The sequence below is a fragment of the Rhodoferax lacus genome (genome assembly GCF_003415675.1).
Classification (GTDB): Bacteria; Pseudomonadota; Gammaproteobacteria; order Burkholderiales; family Burkholderiaceae_C; genus Allorhodoferax; species Allorhodoferax lacus.
The window spans coordinates 54481-72437 of record NZ_QFZK01000001.1 but is presented as its reverse complement, the minus strand read 5'-3'; the positions used below and the strand labels follow the sequence as shown (position 1 = coordinate 72437).

General features: G+C 62.8%; 13 protein-coding genes. 9 read left to right on the top strand and 4 right to left on the bottom strand.

Features of this window, described 5'->3' with window-relative positions; all coding sequences use genetic code 11:
• Positions 1-20: 20 nt before the first annotated feature.
• From DIC66_RS00335 to DIC66_RS00325, 3 genes are all read right to left on the bottom strand, one after another.
• On the bottom strand, positions 21-1337 hold the full coding sequence (locus DIC66_RS00335) for a winged helix-turn-helix domain-containing protein (protein ID WP_117172945.1): 1317 nt from the start codon (positions 1335-1337) through the stop codon (positions 21-23).
• Positions 1338-1545: 208 nt separating this feature from the next.
• Complete coding sequence (locus DIC66_RS00330) at positions 1546-3177, bottom strand: potassium channel family protein (protein ID WP_117172943.1); 1632 nt, start codon at positions 3175-3177, stop codon at positions 1546-1548.
• A gap of 54 nt (positions 3178-3231) precedes the next feature.
• Complete coding sequence (locus DIC66_RS00325) at positions 3232-4665, bottom strand: metallophosphoesterase family protein (protein ID WP_147321211.1); 1434 nt, start codon at positions 4663-4665, stop codon at positions 3232-3234.
• Positions 4666-4829: 164 nt separating this feature from the next.
• Between DIC66_RS00325 and DIC66_RS00320 the strand changes: the two genes are divergently transcribed.
• The 5 genes from DIC66_RS00320 (at position 4830) to DIC66_RS00300 (ending at position 10929) form a co-directional block, all read left to right on the top strand.
• Positions 4830-5537, top strand: coding sequence for a P-loop NTPase family protein (locus DIC66_RS00320; protein ID WP_117172939.1), 708 nt, complete (start codon positions 4830-4832; stop codon positions 5535-5537).
• Between the two features lie 91 nt (positions 5538-5628).
• Positions 5629-8217 carry a circularly permuted type 2 ATP-grasp protein gene (locus tag DIC66_RS00315; protein ID WP_117174059.1) on the top strand — a complete coding sequence of 863 codons (2589 nt, stop codon included), beginning with the start codon at positions 5629-5631 and terminating at the stop codon, positions 8215-8217.
• A complete protein-coding gene (locus DIC66_RS00310) occupies positions 8217-9239 on the top strand; it encodes a transglutaminase family protein (RefSeq protein ID WP_117172937.1) in 1023 nt (340 codons plus the stop codon). Before DIC66_RS00315 ends, DIC66_RS00310 begins: the two co-directional genes overlap by 1 nt.
• A 12-nt stretch (positions 9240-9251) precedes the next feature.
• On the top strand, positions 9252-9707 hold the full coding sequence (locus DIC66_RS00305) for a RidA family protein (protein ID WP_117172935.1): 456 nt from the start codon (positions 9252-9254) through the stop codon (positions 9705-9707).
• Positions 9708-9792: 85 nt separating this feature from the next.
• The gene (locus tag DIC66_RS00300; protein ID WP_117172933.1) at positions 9793-10929 is read left to right on the top strand and encodes a GGDEF domain-containing protein; all 1137 of its coding nucleotides are present in this window, start codon (positions 9793-9795) and stop codon (positions 10927-10929) included.
• Between the two features lie 16 nt (positions 10930-10945).
• Here DIC66_RS00300 and DIC66_RS00295 read toward each other — a convergent pair whose 3' ends face one another.
• Complete coding sequence (locus DIC66_RS00295; RefSeq protein WP_117172931.1) at positions 10946-11539, bottom strand: hypothetical protein; 594 nt, start codon at positions 11537-11539, stop codon at positions 10946-10948.
• Positions 11540-11635: 96 nt separating this feature from the next.
• Between DIC66_RS00295 and DIC66_RS00290 the strand changes: the two genes are divergently transcribed.
• The 4 genes from DIC66_RS00290 to DIC66_RS00275 all read left to right on the top strand — a co-directional run bounded on the left by DIC66_RS00290 (position 11636) and on the right by DIC66_RS00275 (position 17563).
• On the top strand, positions 11636-12121 hold the full coding sequence (locus DIC66_RS00290; protein WP_117172929.1) for a cupin domain-containing protein: 486 nt from the start codon (positions 11636-11638) through the stop codon (positions 12119-12121).
• A gap of 150 nt (positions 12122-12271) precedes the next feature.
• Positions 12272-13831, top strand: coding sequence for a trimethylamine methyltransferase family protein (locus DIC66_RS00285; protein WP_117172927.1), 1560 nt, complete (start codon positions 12272-12274; stop codon positions 13829-13831).
• 21 nt (positions 13832-13852) lie between these two features.
• On the top strand, positions 13853-16282 hold the full coding sequence (locus tag DIC66_RS00280; RefSeq protein ID WP_117172925.1) for a GcvT family protein: 2430 nt from the start codon (positions 13853-13855) through the stop codon (positions 16280-16282).
• Between the two features lie 3 nt (positions 16283-16285).
• The gene (locus DIC66_RS00275; RefSeq protein ID WP_117172923.1) at positions 16286-17563 is read left to right on the top strand and encodes a sarcosine oxidase subunit beta family protein; all 1278 of its coding nucleotides are present in this window, start codon (positions 16286-16288) and stop codon (positions 17561-17563) included.
• Positions 17564-17957 lie beyond the last annotated feature (394 nt).

Here is a 17957-nt window from a genome sequence, read left to right as displayed (position 1 = left end):
TGCGGCCAATAGCCAATCATTCAGGCAATCGCGTGCTGAGCAGTCCAGATCCGGGCCCAGATGCGCTCTACCACCGGATCGCCGTGCAGGGGAGCCAGACGCGGGTCGTTGCGGGTCCAGGCAAACTGGGGAATGCCGCGCTCGCTGGCATCCTGCAGCAAGGCAATGGCCCGACTACGGTCGCCCAAGGCCAGGTAGGCCGGTGCCATTCCTGCCGAGGGCTGCGGCAAGGTGGACTCTTCAATCGCCTTGAGCACCACGCGCGCTTCGTCATGGCGACCGGCAAACGCCAGGGCCGAGGCCAACGGGCACTGCATGAGCGGGGTATGGGGCGACAACTCCACTGCCTCCATGCCGAAAGCCACCGCTTCATCGTGCATGCTGTTGACCGAGGCAAGGATGGATGCAATACCCTGGGAGTTATCCACGGTCGGGAATATCTTTGCCAGGTCCAGAGCCAATTCCAGCGCTTCCGCGTTCCTGCCCGCATACATCAGATACAAGGCCAGTATGGAATTCACCGCGTGGCTGACCGAATTGAGTTCCAGCGTGCGACGCATCATGACCACCGACTCCTCCAGCCGCCCGGCCGCCTGCAAGGCCCAGCCCCGCAGCAGGTTGGCAACCCAGTAGTCCGGGTCAATGGCAATGGCGCGGTCCAAATCGTCCATGCCGCGTTCGCTGTCCTGGTCAATCATCACACGCACCCAACCCAGGATGGCAAGGGCAGAGGCAGACTGCGGATCGATGTTGAGCGCCGTCTGTGCGGCCTCCTTCGCCAACCAACCGGCCTCACGGGGTGGGCGCAGCGAACGTACGGCTTGGGTGACGCGAATTTCAGCCAGTGTGGACCAAGCCGCGGAATACGAGGGGTCCAGGCTGATGGCCAAACGTACCGCATTGGCGGCTGCTTCAATGTCTCCGGCAGATTGCCTGGCCAAAAATTCGCGTGCACTGATCAGGGCGGCAATGGCATTGGGACGCAGGGAATGGGTCAGTGCGTTAAGTGAAGAGGACTCCTTCATGGTGGCCTCCCGCACGACGGCGGTGATCCGGAAGCCCGAGTTGTAAACCGTCTCCACCACCTCCGGCCCGCCGGATGACTGCATGGCAACACGCAGGCGGTACACGGTGCGGGAAATGCTTTCATCAGAGGTTTCGTTGGTTCCCCAGACCTTGACCATCAGGTCTTCCTTGCGCACGATTTGACCGCGCGCCATCAGAAGGGCTTGCAGCAGGCCCTTCTCCTTGGGGGGAAGGTGTACCGGTTGCCCGTCAAAAACCAGGCCGGCATGTGCATCAAAGGTGTAATTTGCAAACTTGTATAGGGTGGTCATGGGTGTGTAAGCGTTGCGCTTCTCCGTTGGCAAAAGTTTGATGAACCCAGCCTTGCCTGGGACTTGCACACGGCAATTACTCGCCACGGCTTGCCAACTATGGTTCTAATGAACTTGGAGACCGCGCTGCTTTGTCCAATTTCGAACACTTTTCGAAAATTTCTGTACAGACACCATCACAAATCTATCCATGGCCTGGCAATACGGCTCAGGTTCTGAAAGCGCGCTGGTAGCGCTCCAGGCTATTGAGCGATCCGCATACAAACAATGCGTCTTCCGTATGCACACGGAAATCATCCTTGAACTCCACAAGGATCTCGCTGCCCCGTTCCACAGCAATCACCTTGGCACCGGTGCGGTCCAGTTCTTCACTGCGCCAGGGGTGGCAGCCTACCAGGGCACCGGCGGGCTGGCGTATGAACTTGATGCGGCTTTCCACCTGCAGCACCTGCTCACCCAGCAACTGAAAGGCCAGAATCTGGCCGGCCACCTGCCCCACCGAAATGGCGAAGTCCGCGCCAGAGCGGTAGATGCGGGCGGTGTTGCGGGTGCGCTGTACGCGCACAATCAGCGGGACCTGGGGCGCGTAATCGCGCACCACTGCCGTGGCAAATACCGATTCACTGTCGTCGCTGAGCGCCAGCACCACGGCGCTGGCCTCGCGCAGCTTGGCCCGATCCAGGGTGGAACGCTCCAGCACGCTGCCCACCAGATCCACCCCAGGGGCAGGCAGGCGGTCTATCACGGTGACGGTTTCACCTGCATCCTGCAGCATTTCCACCACCTTCTGGCCCACCGCACCAAAACCGGCCAGCACAATCGGCCCGGCGCGACGTATGGGCATGGCCATGCGTTCCACCACTTCCAGGTTGGCGTGTGCACCCACCGCCACCAGGATGGCCCCCGGTTCCACCCGGGTCAGCGGGCCTTTGGTGGTGGTGAAAACACCCCCCAGCCACTGACCAATCAGGGTGACACCATGGCGCTCACGCAGGCGCAGTTCGCCCAACTGCTTGCCGGCCAGCGGACTTTCGGCGCGCACCCGGAACTCGGCCATGCCAATCTTGGTACCCAGCAAATGCATGCCCTCGGCGGGCGGGCTGATGCGGGTACTGGCCTGGGAGGCCAGGGCCGCGCCCAGCACATGGGCCGGGGTAAACACTTCGGTCGCGCCAATCTGGATCATGGGGTAGCGGTACAGCGGGTCATCGGCCAGCGCATACAGTGGCCCGGCAAAGCCCTGTTCCCTGACCACCATCGTGAACGTGGCATTGGCATGGTCATCCGCATTGGCGACCACCGCGTTGGCCTTGGCTACGTTGGCCAGTACGGAGGGGTCATCGGCCAGCTTGCCAAACACCACATCGAAACCACGGTCACGCAGATTGCGCGCCACTTCCATGTCTTCCTCCAGGATGACAAAGGGTGTGCCCTTGCTCTTGAATTCGTCCAGCAGCGATTCAATGGCCGGGCCATAGCGGTAGAACAGTACCTTGCCATCCATGGCAGGCAGTTGGTGCTGCAGGCGCACTTCAAACTGCTCTTCAAAATACGGCAGGATCACCATGGGGAACACCAGAAAGATCAGGAACTGCCCGGCAAACTGCACCAGCACCACATACAGCGCCATGACCGGATGGCTCCAGGCGCTATCGGCACCGTAGCCAGTGGTGGTGATGGTTTCAGTGGCCCACTGCAGGCTTTGCAAAAAGCTGCGCGGGTGGCCCTCCAGATGCGCCATGCCCTGCATATAGATCCAGGCCAGCAGGACCACGGTGAGCGGGAGCACCGCCAGTATGGTCAGAAAGCGCCGGCTGGATCGTTTGAGCTTGAAGGGCATGGGGGTGTTTTGCTTATGGTTTCAGTTTCCCCCGCACTGTAAACCGTGAGGCTTTCACGGCGGTAACAGCAGGCGCACATTGCCGTCGTGGGCCGCTCCCTGCATGTACGGGGCCGCGCTGCCGGCAAAGCGCAGTGCCAGTTCGGCATGCAAGGCGGCCAGACTCCCGGCTTCCGCGTGGTGGTCCTGCAGAGTGCAGACAATTTCCAGTTGGCCGTCAGTGTGGCGCAGGATTTCCACCGCCCGGGTCTGCGCGGGCCAGTCCATGATGGATGCGGTGGTGATCTCCCAAAAGCCCCGCCCCCGTGCATCCGGGTGGGGATGCGGCGTGACCCGGTGCAAGTGACGGTGCCCCACCAGCCAGGCCACCACACAGGGATGGCGGTGCACGGCTTCAGTCAGCGCCTGACCCTGCAGGCGCTCCGGGTCCGCGCCCAGGGTGTTGACCAAGGACACCGAGCCGTGGTGGCTGGCCAGCACGGCAATGCGCCCGGGCTGCTGCTCCACTTCGGCCAGACGCGCTTCCAGCCAGGCGATTTGCGCTGCGCCTATGCTGCCCTGGTAGTCCCCCGCGGGGTGGTTGGTATCCAACAGAATGAGGCGCACATGTTCGGTGTCAATAAAGGTGTCAGCACGTCCCTCGGTCACATGCGATGGGCCAAAACCCATTGCACCGGCCTGCCGGTGGGCCGCCATCCATTCACACAAGTCCACCGCACGGCGCTGGGCGGATGCGGCAATCGGCCGCGACACACCGGTGGAGAACTGCTCGGGTTGCTGCACATACAGTGCCTGCGGGTCGATGGGCCGAAAACCTGCGGGTCCGGCCAAGGCCTTGCGGCCCCCCACGGCAAGGGCTTCAATGGCCGGGTTGGGCAGGGCTGTGCCCTGGCGCATCACGTCGTGGTTGCCGGGAACGCTGGCCCAGGCAAAGCCCAGTCCTGCCGAGTGCACTTCGGCACTGGAGCGCGCCACGAAGCCGGGTACCACCGGATAACCCTTGGGCTTCCACAGATCGGGCACCCCGGCCTCCGGGCACCAGAAAGGCCAGGCACCTTCGCCCAGTTCCAGCCCCGGTTCATGGACACCGCCATGGGCCGACAAGGCGGTGCGCCCTCCGCCCAGAATGCTTACAAAGGCCTGCAGCTCATTGGCCTGGGCGTTGTCGATGTTGTCACCCGTGCACAGGGCCATGTCATAGGCCCGCTGGCTCCAGGGCGCCAGGGGATGGCGACGCAGGCGTTCCACATGGGCGGCCAGTGCCCAGTGCGTGAGTGCCTCATACGGCCGGTGCATGTGCAACAGGCCAGCCCAGTAGGGGTCATGGGCCAGCAGTTCAATCCACTCGCAACGCGCGGGCGACACGCTGTCCATCACATGGGCATCGCTCAGGTGCAAGAGGCTCAGCAAAGCCACACCAGGGCCTGCGGCGGCAGTGCCACCCAAATCGTTGCGTAATAGATGGGGCGGGTGCATCAATCGGGTCATGGTGTCTGCCTGGGTGTACGAAGCGCGAAAGCCGCGCCGATCGAAGTATCGGATTGCAGGCTCCACCCTGTCAAACCTGGCGCCATTTCCGGTTAACCTTGCACGGTACTTGCTTGCTAACCGCAACCAAGCTTCCCACTTACCCCGCATTCACAGGAATCCCCATGCCCTCTCTCAATTTCATAGGCGGCGAAAAAGGCGGCGTCGGCAAATCGGTTGCCGCACGTGTACTGGCCCAGTACTTCATTGACAAGGGCCAGCCCTTCACCGGCTTTGACACCGACCGCTCGCACACCTCCTTCACCCGTTTTTATGCCGACTACGCATCCCCCGTGGTGGTGGACACGTATGAAGGCCTGGACCTGATCGTGGGCGAATTCGAAACCCCCACCGAAGACGGCCAGACTCCCAGCGTGATCGTCGATCTGGCAGCCCAAACGGCGGCACCCCTGTCGCGCTGGATTCGCGATTCCGAACTCATCCCCCTGATGGCCGAGATGGGCATTACCGTCAATTTCTGGCACCTGGCCGATGCCGGCAAGGACACAGTCGACCTGCTGGGCCGCCTGCTCAACACCTACGGCAATGGACCCAACTACATCGTGGTGAAGAACCTGGGCCGCGGCACCGACTTCTCCCAGCTCGATGACTCGGCGGCCCTTAAAAAGGCGCGCGAGATGGGTGCCCAGGTGATCAGCCTGGCCCAGTTGCACGAAGCCAGCATGCGCAAGATTGACCGCCAGAACGCCAGTTTCTGGGCCTCCATCAACACCAAGACGGGTGACGATGCGCTGGGCCTGCTGGAGCGCCAGCGCGTGAAGAGCTGGATCAAGGGCGTGTACGCCAGCTTCGACACACTTCCCCTGGATTAGGCTTTTGCGCCTGCAGGCCACTGGCATACTGTGACCCTTGAACGCCATCACTGACTCCTCCTCTGCCCAACCAGCGCGGACTGCCACCAGCATGGCGGCCCGGGCGCGCGAATGTACGCCGGAGACGGGACATTACGATGAGTTGCGCGGACAGGCCGGCGCGCCCGATGGCACTGTCGCCGATGGCGTGGCGCCCGGCGCTGTGCTCAGCGGCCACTGGCAGCAATTCTTTGCGCAGTCGGATGCGCAAACGGCGCAGGAGATGGACCAGCGCTTTGCCAGCCTGCAGCGCCAGATCCGCGACAACGGCGTCACCTACAACGTCTATGCCGACCAGGAAGGGCCGCAGCGGCCCTGGTCACTGGACCTGTTTCCACTCATCGTCGATGCCAAGAGCTGGACCCAGATCGAGGCCGGTGTGCTGCAGCGCGTGCGCCTGCTCGAAGCCGTGCTGGCAGATGTCTATGGTCCGCAAAACTTTTTGAAGCGGGGCCTGCTGCCGGGCGCGCTGGTACAGGGCCATCCCGGCTATCTGCGCAGCATGCATGGCGTGGTGCCCGCTGGCGGCGTGCATTTGCATGTGGCGGCCTTTGACATTTCGCGTGGGCCTGACGGCCTGTGGTGGCTGGTAGGCCAGCGCACGCAGGCGCCCTCAGGATTGGGCTACCTGCTGGAGAACCGGCTCACCGTGTCGCGCCAGTTCCCGCAGGCCTTCCAGAGCATGCCGGTGCAGCGCCTGGCAGAAACCTATCGCGCACTGATGGAAAGCCTCAAGGCCCTGAGCCCGGCCGGTGCCGACGCCCACATCGCCCTGATGACGCCCGGCCCCTACAACGAAACCTATTTCGAGCACGCCTACCTGGCTCGCTACCTGGGCCTCACGCTGGTTGAAGGCAGCGACCTGATCGTGCGGGACGAGCGCCTGTTCCTCAAGACCCTGCAGGGCCTGGTACCCATCCACGGCCTGCTCAAGCGGGTGGATGACCAGTACATGGACCCGCTGGAGCTGCGCGCCGACTCCACCCTGGGCGTGCCGGGCCTGCTGCAAGCCATTCGCGCCGGCAATGTGCTGGTGGCCAATGCACCGGGTTCAGCCTTTCTGGAGTCACCCGCGCTGCTGGGCTTTTTGCCGGCCCTGGCCCGGCACGTGTTGGGCGAAGAGCTGAAGCTCCCCGCCCTGGCCACCTGGTGGTGCGGCGAGCAAAGCGCCATGAAAGAGGTTCTGCCTTATATGGCAGACCACACGCTCAAGCCCACCTACCCTGGCTCCTCCATCCACGAGTCGTTTGACCCGGTGATTGCCCGCCACCTGAGCCGCATGGAGCTCGACGCCTGGGCCGGCCGCATCCTGCGCCAGGGCGAGGAACACACGGTGCAAGCCTATTTGCCACTGTCGCAAATGCCCACCTGGCAGCCCGGCAGCGCCGCCCTGCCCGGCCGCATGGCTTTGCGCTCCACCGTGCTGCGCGTGTTTGCGGTATCCGACGGACGGGGGCCCGATGGCAAGCCGCGCTGGCGCGTGTTGCCCGGTGGCCTGGCGCGCGTTGCCGGAGCCAGTGTGGACATCGCCTCCATGCAGCGCGGCGGCAGCAGTGCCGACGTCTGGGCCCTGAGCGAAAGCGCAGTCGACACCAGCCCCCTGCTCACCCTGGCCCACCAGGCCAGCCTGCCTACCAAACGCAAGCGCCTGGTCACCAGCCGAGCGGCAGAAAACCTGTATTGGCTGGGCCGCTACACCGAGCGCGCCGAAAACTCGGTTCGGCTGGCGCGCCTGACACTGGAATGCCTGGGCGGCGAGCACCAGACCTCGGTGCCGCTGCAGCAGTGGCTGTCCCACATGGCGGTGAACAACACCCTGGTGTTGCCGGGCGTGCCCTCGGCCGTGCAAGCACGCCGCGTGTTTGAGCGCTCCCTGGTGGCCAGCATGGGTGCTACCGACGGCGCCACCAGCGTGGGCTACAGCCTGCGTGCCCTCAAGATGGCTGCATCCACCGTGCGCGAGCGCCTGTCGCAAGAGCACTGGAGCATGATCGTGCGCTGCGAGGACGAACTCTTCAGCCGCTGCCGCGAGCACACCGCGCGCGGTGATTTTTCAGTGGCTGCCGCGCTGCGTGTGCTCAAGACCAGCAGCGACTACCTGGCCGCCATCACCGGTGCGCAGACCGACCGCATGACGCGCGACGATGGCTGGCGCCTGCTCAGCATAGGCCGCCACGTGGAGCGCCTGGCCTTTCTGGCCGGTGCCCTTGAGCGTGCGCTGGAGCTGGGCACCCTGGAGAGCGACGGCGGTTTTGAGGCCATGCTGGACCTTTTTGACAGCACCATCACCTTCCGCGCCCAATACCAGCAAAGCCGCGACATTGCCGCCCTCACCGACCTGGTGGTGCTGGACCTGGACAACCCGCGCTCCCTGGCCTGGGTGGCCCATACCTTGCGCGGGCGTCTGGCCAAGCTGGCGGGCAGCCCGGCCGGTGTGCTCTGCCCGCTGTCGCTCAAGGTGCCGGCCCCCGACAGCTGGGACTTTTCCAGCGACTGGGAGCGCAGTGGCGAACTGCTGGAGCCTGTGACCCTGCTGGAGCTCTTGCGCACCCTGCGCGCCAGCGCCTTCAACGTCTCCGACGAAATCAGCACCACCTACTTCACCCACTCGGGTGAGACCAAGCAAAGCCTGGGCTCCTGATGCTGCTGCAAGTCACCCACGAAACCAGCTACCACTACCGCCCGGCCGTGGAGACCGCGCAGCACATGGCCTATATGGAGCCGTGCGAGCACACCACGCAACAGGTGCTGGACCACAGCCTGCATGTCAACCCGGTGCCTTCGCAAATGCGCAAGCTGCGCGACGTGTTTGGCAACGCCCATTGCTTCTTTTCGCTGCAAGTGCCCCATTCTGTGCTGGAGGTGGTGGCGCACAGCCTGATCGCCACACAGGCCAGCCCCTTGGTCAGCAGCCCGCTGCCCTGGGAGAAAGTGCGCGAGCTGTTTCGCTACCAGGCCGGCAACCGTTTTGATGCAGCTTCCGAGTTTGTCTACCCATCGCCCTTTGTGCCGCGCCACATGGAGTTCGCCACCTTTGCGCGCAGCAGCTTCACGCCCGGTGCTTCGTTGCTGGACGCCTGCATAGACCTGACGCGGCGCATCCATGAAGGCTTCAGCTACGAGAGCCAAAGCACCCAGATCAACACCCCGGCACTGCAGGCGCTGGCCCAGCGCAAGGGCGTGTGCCAGGACTTCTCGCACATCATGATCGCGTGCCTGCGCACCCTGGGCCTGCCCGCCCGCTACGTCAGTGGCTATGTGCTCACCCATCCCCCTGCAGGCCAGCCGCGACTGGTAGGCAGTGATGCTTCGCACGCCTGGGTCAGCGTCTACCTGCCCGACCTGCCCGAGGGTGCGCGCTGGGTCGACTTTGACCCTACCAACAACCGCTGGGGCTGGCATGCGCCTGGGGAAGACTACGTGACAGTGGCCACCGGCCGCGACTTTGGCGATGTGTCTCCCCTGCGCGGTGTCATCCACGGCGGCGCCAGCCACACCTTGCATGTGGGGGTGACAGTGGCACCAGTGGGCGAAAATGCCATGCCCGGCATGCCCGCCATGGCACTTGGCCAAACGCAAACGCAAGGCCTCTCGGGACTGCAGTCGCAAAGCCAATCCCTGCCCGGCGGGCTCTCTCAAACCCAATCGCAATCCAACAACTAAAGGACACACACCATGAGCGTTTACGACAAGCTGGCTGAGCTCGGCATCACCCTGCCCCCGGTGGCCATTCCGGCTGCGGCCTATGTTCCCTTTGTTCAGACCGGCAAGCTGGTTTTCCTGAGCGGCCACGTGGCCAAGAAGGACGGCAAGCCCTGGGTGGGCCAACTCGGCAAGAACACCACCACAGCCGAAGGCCAGGCGGCCGCCCGCGCCATCGCCATTGACCTGCTGGGCACGCTGCATGCCGCCGTAGGCGACCTCAACCGCGTGACCCGCATCGTCAAGCTCATGTCCCTGGTGAACTCCACCGGCGACTTCACCGAGCAGCACCTGGTCACCAACGGTTGCAGCGAACTCATAGGCCAGGTGTTTGGTGCCAAGGGCGCGCACGCACGCAGTGCTTTTGGCGTGGCGCAAATCCCCATGGGTTGCTGCGTTGAAATCGAGATGATCGCCGAAGTGGAATAGGCGTCCGGGCCGGATATCACCCGTATGGGGGATATCCGGCCGCTTCAATCACAGGTCCAATGCGTGGCTGCAACGGCTTTGGACCATGAACCTGATCGATCCCCGCACCGTCATCATTCTGTCAGGCTCCATGAGTGGCCTGATGGCTCTGGTGTTCTATATCCTGCAGCGCAAATACCCCACCTCCATTCAGGGACTGGGTGATTGGTCGGTCGCCATGCTGATCTTTTGCGTGGGAGGCAGCCTGTTTGCTGCGCGCGGCAGCTTGCCCGATGTGCTGAGCATTCCCTTCAGCGTCTTCCTGTTGCTGTTGGGTCTCTACATCGGGTACCGGGGAACGCAGCGGTTCTTTGGTGTCGCGCCCAGGCCTGCCCCGTTTGCCGTATTGCTGTTGCTGGCCCTGGTGCTGGAGCTTTGGTTCACTGTGGTCGAGCCCAGCTACCAGGGACGGCTGCGCACCTCCAATATCGCCATGGCCATCCTGTTTGGCCAACATGCACGGTTCATCCTGCAGCAGCCTGCCAGAACCTTTGGCAACATGCTGACGGCTGGTGTGCTGGGCATCACGGCGGTGATTCAGCTGATGCGCTTCGTGACCACCTTCACCGAACAGCCCGACTACAACACACTGAGCACATCGCCTCAAAACCTGGTCTACATCACGAGTTTCGCCTTCGCCATTTTGCTGTTCTCCATCAGCGCCATCCTCATGACCACCGAGAGGTTGCTGACCGAAATGGAGCAACTGGCCATCCATGACCCGCTCACCAACGCGCTGACGCGGCGCCATATGCACAAGCTGTGTGACAGCGAACTCTCACGCTGCAAGCGCCACGGCCACAGCATGGCCTTGTTGATGATGGACCTGGACCATTTCAAACGCATCAACGACCTGTATGGTCACCAGCAAGGTGACCTGGTGCTGGTGGCGTTTGTGGGAAAGATCAATGCCTCCCTGCGGCAACAGGACCAGCTCGGCCGCTTTGGGGGTGAAGAATTCCTGGCCCTGCTGCCGCAAACCTCACAGCAGGAAGCCGAGATGGTGGCACAACGCATTTGCGAATCCTGTGCGCAGCCCCATGATTTGCCAGTCTGCACCGTGAGCATCGGCATCGCCACCAACGCGCACGCCGCAGACAGCTTTGATTCCATTCTGGCGCGCGCTGACGCGGCGCTTTACCAGGCCAAAGCCAATGGCCGCAACCGGATTGCCATGGCTTGAGCCCTGAGACGCCCTGCTAACCCTTGCGGTTTTTGGCGTTGTGCTTCCTGTCGAATATCACATCGCTTTGCTGGCCTTCCTTGTGCTGGATGCCGGCCTGCTCCAGTTTGCCCACATGGCCATCGCGCGCCGCCCGGGACTCCTTGCGGTCCACGTGGGCCTGGCCACGCTCCAGCGTGCCGACTTCGCGGTTGGTCAGGGTACCCGTCTGCACGCCCTGCTCCACACGTTTTTCCTGGTTCACATTGCGTTGCACATCGGCCTGCAAACGCTGGGATGACGCGGACTCCGGGTTGCCCTTTGCCTTGTTGGTCTCGGCTTGCTGAATGTCCGTGCTGGCCCTGTTCTGCGCCCGCTGCAACCGGGCCCGCTCGCGCGGTGTCAGCCGGCCGTCCTTCAAGTCCTTGGCCTGCAGCCGCTCGATCTGGCTTTGTTCCTTCTCCAGGCGGCCAGCCTCCCGGGTGTTGAGGCTGCCATCCTTCAGGCCTGTCTCAATGCGCGTCTGCTGGTTGACATCGCGCTGGACGGTATTGGCGGTGGTGGTTTGAGCGAAGGCGCTGGCAGCGCCAAAGGCCAGCAGCAGGGAGGCGACAACAATGCTGTATTTCATGGGATCCTTGATAGAGTCAAAGCCAAGGCGGCTTGCAAATACAACGCCGCCCCTGACAATGGCGACTACTGCAACGTTGTGAAGGTATGTAAACCCATGGCACCGACCACTCACCCCATCGCCCTCCACGCCCTGGATGCTCCGCTGCGCACCAAGCCCTCGAACTACCCCGAGCCCTTTGCTGCGCGCATGGCCGGCCGTGAGAAGCGCGCGCTGGGCGATGTGTTTGGCCTGTCCAACTTCGGCGTGAACCTCACGCGCCTGGCACCGGGTGCCATCTCGGCGCTGCGCCATTGCCACAGCAAGCAGGACGAGTTTGTCTACATCCTGCAAGGCCACCCGACCCTGATGACGGATGCCGGTGCCACACCACTGGCACCGGGAATGTGCGCGGGCTTCAAGGCAGATAGCGGCAACGGCCACCAGCTTGTGAATGAAACCTCGGACAGCGTGCTGTATCTGGAGGTGGGAGACCGCACGCCGGGTGACGAAGGCCAGTACCCGGACGATGATTTGAAGGCCTTGCTGCAGGCCAATGGCAGCTGGCAATTTGTGCACAAGGACGGCACGCCTTACGCCTGATGTGCCTGCGCCAGATAGCATGCAGGACACATGGCTAAAACCGCATGACTAAAACTCACTCGTTGGCCGTAAAAACATCATCCGAGCCTCACAATCCTTTGGCCAGATAATGTTTTTTGATGTTTCAAAAGCCACTGGAGACCTCCAATAATGTCAGATGAAGTTACAGGCCGCACCGCCGGTCCCCGCAGACGGGGTGGCCGCGGCAGTGGCACCGTTCGCGCAGCCCTCTCCACCACCCAATACCGCTCGCTGAAGCACCGCTTCCCACCCTCGCCGGTGGTCTCCGAAGACGAGCTGGAATCCATCCACAACGCCTCGCTTACCGTGCTCGAAGAAATGGGCATTGACTTCATGCACGAGGGCGCCCGCGCCATCCTGAAAAAAGCCGGTGCCGATGTGAAAGACGGCGTGGAGCGCGTGCGTTTTGACCGCAACATGATCATGGAGACGATCAAGACCTGCCCCTCCGAATTCACCCTGCATGCGCGCAACCCCGAGCGCAACATCCGCATCGGTGGCAAGAACCTGGCATTCGCCCAGGTGGCCAGCCCGCCCAATTGCTCGGACATGCAAGGCGGTCGGCGCGCAGGCAACCAGCAGGACTTCCGCAACCTGGTCAAGCTGGCCCAGCGCTATGACATCATCAGCTGCACCGGTGGCTATCCGGTGGAGCCGGTGGACCTGCACGCCAGCATCCGCCACCTGGACTGCCTCTCCGACATTGCCAAGCTGACCGACAAGCCTTTTCACGCCTACTCCCTGGGCAAGGAGCGCAACCGCGACGGCATGGAGATTGCCCGCATTGCGCGTGGCATCAGCCACGAGCAGTTCGAGGCTGAGCCCTCGCTGTTCACCATCATCAACAGCAACTCGCCGCGGCGCCTGGACACGCCCATGCTGCAGGGCATCATGGAGATGTCCTCACGCAACCAGATCGTGATGCTCACGCCCTTCACCCTGGCCGGTGCCATGGCGCCCGTGACCATTGCCGGTGCCCTGGTGCAGCAGAACGCCGAAGCCCTGGCCGGCATTGCCTTCACCCAGCTGGTGCGCCCTGGCGCGCCGGTGGTGTACGGCGGCTTCACCAGCAATGTGGACATGAAGACCGGCGCCCCCGCTTTCGGCACGCCCGAGTACATGAAGGCCGTGCTGGCCGGTGGCCAGCTCTGCCGCAAGTACGGCGTGCCCTACCGCACCAGCAATGTGAACGCCGCCAACACAGTGGACGCACAGGCGGCCTATGAGTCGGTGTTCTCGCTCTGGGCTTTGACGCAGGGCGGCGGCAACTTCATCATGCACAGCGCCGGTTGGCTCGAAGGTGGCCTGACGGCTTCCTTTGAAAAATTTGTGCTGGACTGCGACCTGCTGCAAATGGTGGCCGAGTTCCTCACCCCCCTGGACACCAGCCCGGCCGCCCTGGGTCTGGATGCCATCCGCGATGTGGAGCCCGGCGGCCATTACTTTGGCACGGCGCACACGCTGGAGCGCTTCGAGACCGCGTTCTACTCGCCCATCATTTCCGACTGGCGCAACTTCGAGACCTGGAGCGAGGGCGGCAGCCCCACCGCCTACCAGAAGGCCAATGCGGTCTGGCAAAAAGAGCTGGCCGCTTACGAGCGCCCGGCCATGGACCCGGCGATCGAAGAAGAGCTCGATGCCTTTGTGGCCAGGCGCAAAGCCGAGGGCGGCGCGCCCACCGATTTTTAAATTTCAGACAAGGACAAGAACGTGAAGACGACAGCACAAGTAGTAGTGATTGGTGGCGGCGTGGTGGGATGCTCGGTCCTGTACCACCTGACAAAAAAGGGTTGGAGTGATGTGATGTTGCTGGAGCGTGACCAGCTCACCTCCGGCTCCACCTGGCATGCGGCAGGAGGCTTTCACACCCTCAACGGTGACCCCAATGTGGCCATGCTGCAAAGCTACACCGTGGCCTTGTACGAAGAGTTGGAGCGCATCTCCGGCCAGAGCTGCGGCCTGCATAAGTCACCCGGCATCATGCTGGCCGACACGCCCGAGCGCATGGAATTCCTGAAGATGACGGTAGCCCGTGGCCGCTATCTCGGCATGGAGACCGAAATCATCTCGGTCAAGGAAGCCAAGAATTACTTCCCCTTCATCGAAGAAAAATATTTCCTGGGCGCACTGCTCGACCCCAACGAAGGCCACCTGGACCCCAGCGGCACCACCTATGCCTACGCCAAGGCCGCGCGACTGGGGGGAGCAACGATTGAAGTGCAAACCAAGGTCGAGAGCCTGGAGCAAAAGCCCGACGGCCACTGGCGCGTCATCACCAACAAGGGCGTGATCGAGTGCGAGCACGTGGTCAACGCCGGCGGCCTGTGGGCGCGCGAGGTGGGCCGCATGGTGGGCATCGAGCTGCCGGTGCTGGCCATGGAACACATGTACCTGGTGACCGACGACATCCCCGAAGTGGTGGAGTTCAACAAGAGCACCGGCAAGGAAATCGGCCACGTCATCGACTTCGGTGCCGAGAGCTATCTGCGCCAAGAAGGCAAGGGCATGGTGCTGGGCGTGTACGAACAGGCTGGCAAACCCTGGAGCCCCAAGAACACACCTTGGAGCTTTGGCCAGGAGTTGCTGCAGCCCGACCTGGACCGCATCGCGCCCTCACTGGAAATTGCCTTCAAACACTTCCCCACGCTGGAGAACGCAGGCATCAAGCGCGTCATCAACGGCCCCTTCACCTTCGCACCCGACGGCAACCCGCTGGTGGGGCCGGTGCAGGGCCGCACCAACTTCTGGAGCGCCTGCGGCGTGATGGCTGGATTTAGCCAGGGCGGCGGCGTGGGCCTGGCACTCTCCAACTGGATGGTGGACGGCGACCCCGGCTTTGACATCTGGGGCATGGACGTGGCGCGCTATGGCGACTGGGCCACCCGCACCTACACCAATGCCAAGGTACGCGAGAACTATTCGCGCCGCTTCCGTATCCGCTTCCCCAACGAAGAGCTGCCCGCAGCACGCCCGCTGCAGACCACGCCGCTGTACGACAAGTTCATCGAACAGGGCGCGGTCATGGGCGACTCCTGGGGTATGGAGACGCCCCTGTGGTTTGCTCCCAAGGGCTCAGAGGCAAAAGACATCGTGTCCTTCCACCGCTCCAATGACTTCGAGCCCATCAAGGCCGAGGTTAAGAACGTACGCAATGGCGTGGGTGTGACCGAGATCGCCAACTTCGCCAAATACGAAATCGTAGGACCCGGGGCGGAAGCCTGGCTGCTGCAGGTGATGACCAACACCATGCCCAAGACCGGCCGCCTGATGCTCACGCCCATGCTCAACCAGAACGGCAAGATCATTGGCGACTTCACCATCGCCAAAGCCGAAGACAACCGCTACATGATGTGGGGCTCGTCGCAGGCGCAGGTCTACCACATGCGCTGGTTCGAGCAGCACCTGCCCAAGGACGGCTCCGTGCGCATCACGCCCTACGGCATGAAGCTCATTGGCCTGTCGATTGCCGGCCCCAAGTCGCGCGAACTGCTGCAGCGCCTGACCGATGACGATGTCTCGGGCGAGTCCTTCAAGTTCATGGACTACCGCGAGATGGAAGTGGCCACGGTGCAAGCCAAGGTCAACCGCGTCACCTACACCGGCGACCTGGGCTACGAGATCTGGGTGGCCCCTGAATACCAGCGCCGCCTGTACGAAAGCATCCTGGAAGCCGGTGCCGACCTTGGCATCAAGCCCTTTGGCATGCGCGCACTGCTGTGCATGCGCCTGGAGAAAAACTTCGGCACCTGGTACCGCGAGTTCCGCCCCATCTACGGACCTTTCGAGGCCGGCCTGGAGCGCTTTGTGAAACTCGACAAGCCTGACTTCATCGGCAAGGCCGCAGCCCTGAAGGAAAAAACGGAAGGCCCCAAGAAGACCCGCATCTTCATGGTGGTGGACGCGCTGGACTGCGATGTGATGGGCGACGAGCCGATCTGGGCCGATGGCAAGGTGGTGGGCTGGGTGACCTCCGGCGGCTATGGCCATTTTGTGGACCAGTCGCTGGCCCAGGGCTACATCCCTACCGAACTGGTGAAGGACGGCATCGACCTGGAAATTGAAATCCTGGGCGAGCGCCGCAAGGCACGCCTGCAGATGGACCCGCCGTTTGACCCCGAAGCCAAACGCATGCGGATGTAAGCGATGGCAGTGATCGAACGCACGGGAGAAAAGTATTCCATCTGGTCGCTGCTCAAGCATGCGATGGGTGGGCACAAGAGCTGGGAGCGCGCCTGGCGCGACCCCGAGCCCAAGAAGAGCTACGACGTCATCATCGTAGGCGGCGGCGGCCACGGCCTGGCCACCGCCTACTACCTGGCCAAGAACCACGGCATCAAGAACATTGCCATCCTGGAAAAAGGCTATGTGGGCGGCGGCAACGTGGGGCGCAACACGACCATCGTGCGCTCCAACTACATGATGCAGGAGAACACGCCGTTTTATGAGCACAGCATGGAGCTGTGGCGCGGCATGTCCGAAGACCTGAACTACAACGTCATGTTCTCGCCGCGCGGCTACCTGTTCACTGCCTGCTCGCAGGCGGCTCTGGACGGCGTGGTGCGCCGCGCCAACACCATGCGCCTGAACGGGATCAACGCCGAAATTCTCACGCGCGAGGAGATGATGAAGGAGGCGCCCTACCTGGACTACTCGCCACAAGCGCGCTTCCCGATTTACGGCGGCATGCTGCAGCCCGACGCCGGCACCGCCCGCCACGACGCCGTGGCCTGGGGCTATGCCCGCGCGGCCGACCAGATGGGTGTGGACATCATCCAGAACTGCGAAGTGCAGGACTACATCTGGTCCGGCGAGAGGATTGTGGGGGTGAAGACCAACCGCGGCAACATCAGCGCAGGCAAGGTCGGCATTGCGGTGGCGGGCCATACCTCGGTGCTGGCGCAAAAAGCCGGATTGAAACTACCGATTGAAAGCCATGTGCTGCAGGCCTTTGTGAGCGAGTCCATCAAGCCGGTGGTGAACCACGTGGTGGTGTGGAGTGCCACCTACTTTTACGTCTCGCAATCCGACAAGGGCGGCCTCGTCTTTGGCGGACATATTGACCGCTACAACTCGTATGCGCAGCGCGGCAACCTGGCCAACTGGGGTGAGACCATGCAGGGCCTGGTGAGTATGGTGCCGTTTGCGGCGCGGCTGCGCTTGTTGCGTAGCTGGGGCGGGATTATGGATATGACGCCGGATGGGTCGCCCATTATTACGACGACGCCTGTGCCTGGTTTGTATTTGAATGGGGGGTGGTGTTATGGCGGGTTTAAAGCCACTCCCGCTTCTGGCTGGTGTTTTGCGCACACGATTGCCAACGACTCGCCGCATGCCTATAACGCCGGATTCACGATGGATCGGTTTGAGAAGGGGCGGTATATCGATGAGGCGGGGTATGGGCCTTATAACCACTTGCAGTGATGTCCTCTTTGTTTGATGGTTTTTCTTTCGTGGCAAGCCGGGTCTCGGCCCGGCGGCCGAGTTCATTTCTTTTGCTTCGCCAAAAGAAACGAACCAAAGAAAAGGCGACCCTGGTGTCTGCGACCCCTTCGCTGCGCTACGGGGCAACCTGCGCTGCTCACTCCGCGCGGGCGGTCCGCAAACTCGCCCTACGGGCTCAAACAAGCGTCCCGCTTTTTCCGCGCTCCGCTGCGCTGCTCGGCGCAGCCACACGGGCGTGGGGAAGCAATACCAAGCCCAATACCAATACCGAAGACACGCGCGCCGGAGCGAATGCTGGAGCGAGCGGTAGTCCGCTCCCCCACGCCATTGAGGCCGTGCCGAGCAGCGCAGCGTTGGGCGGATCAGGGCTGGC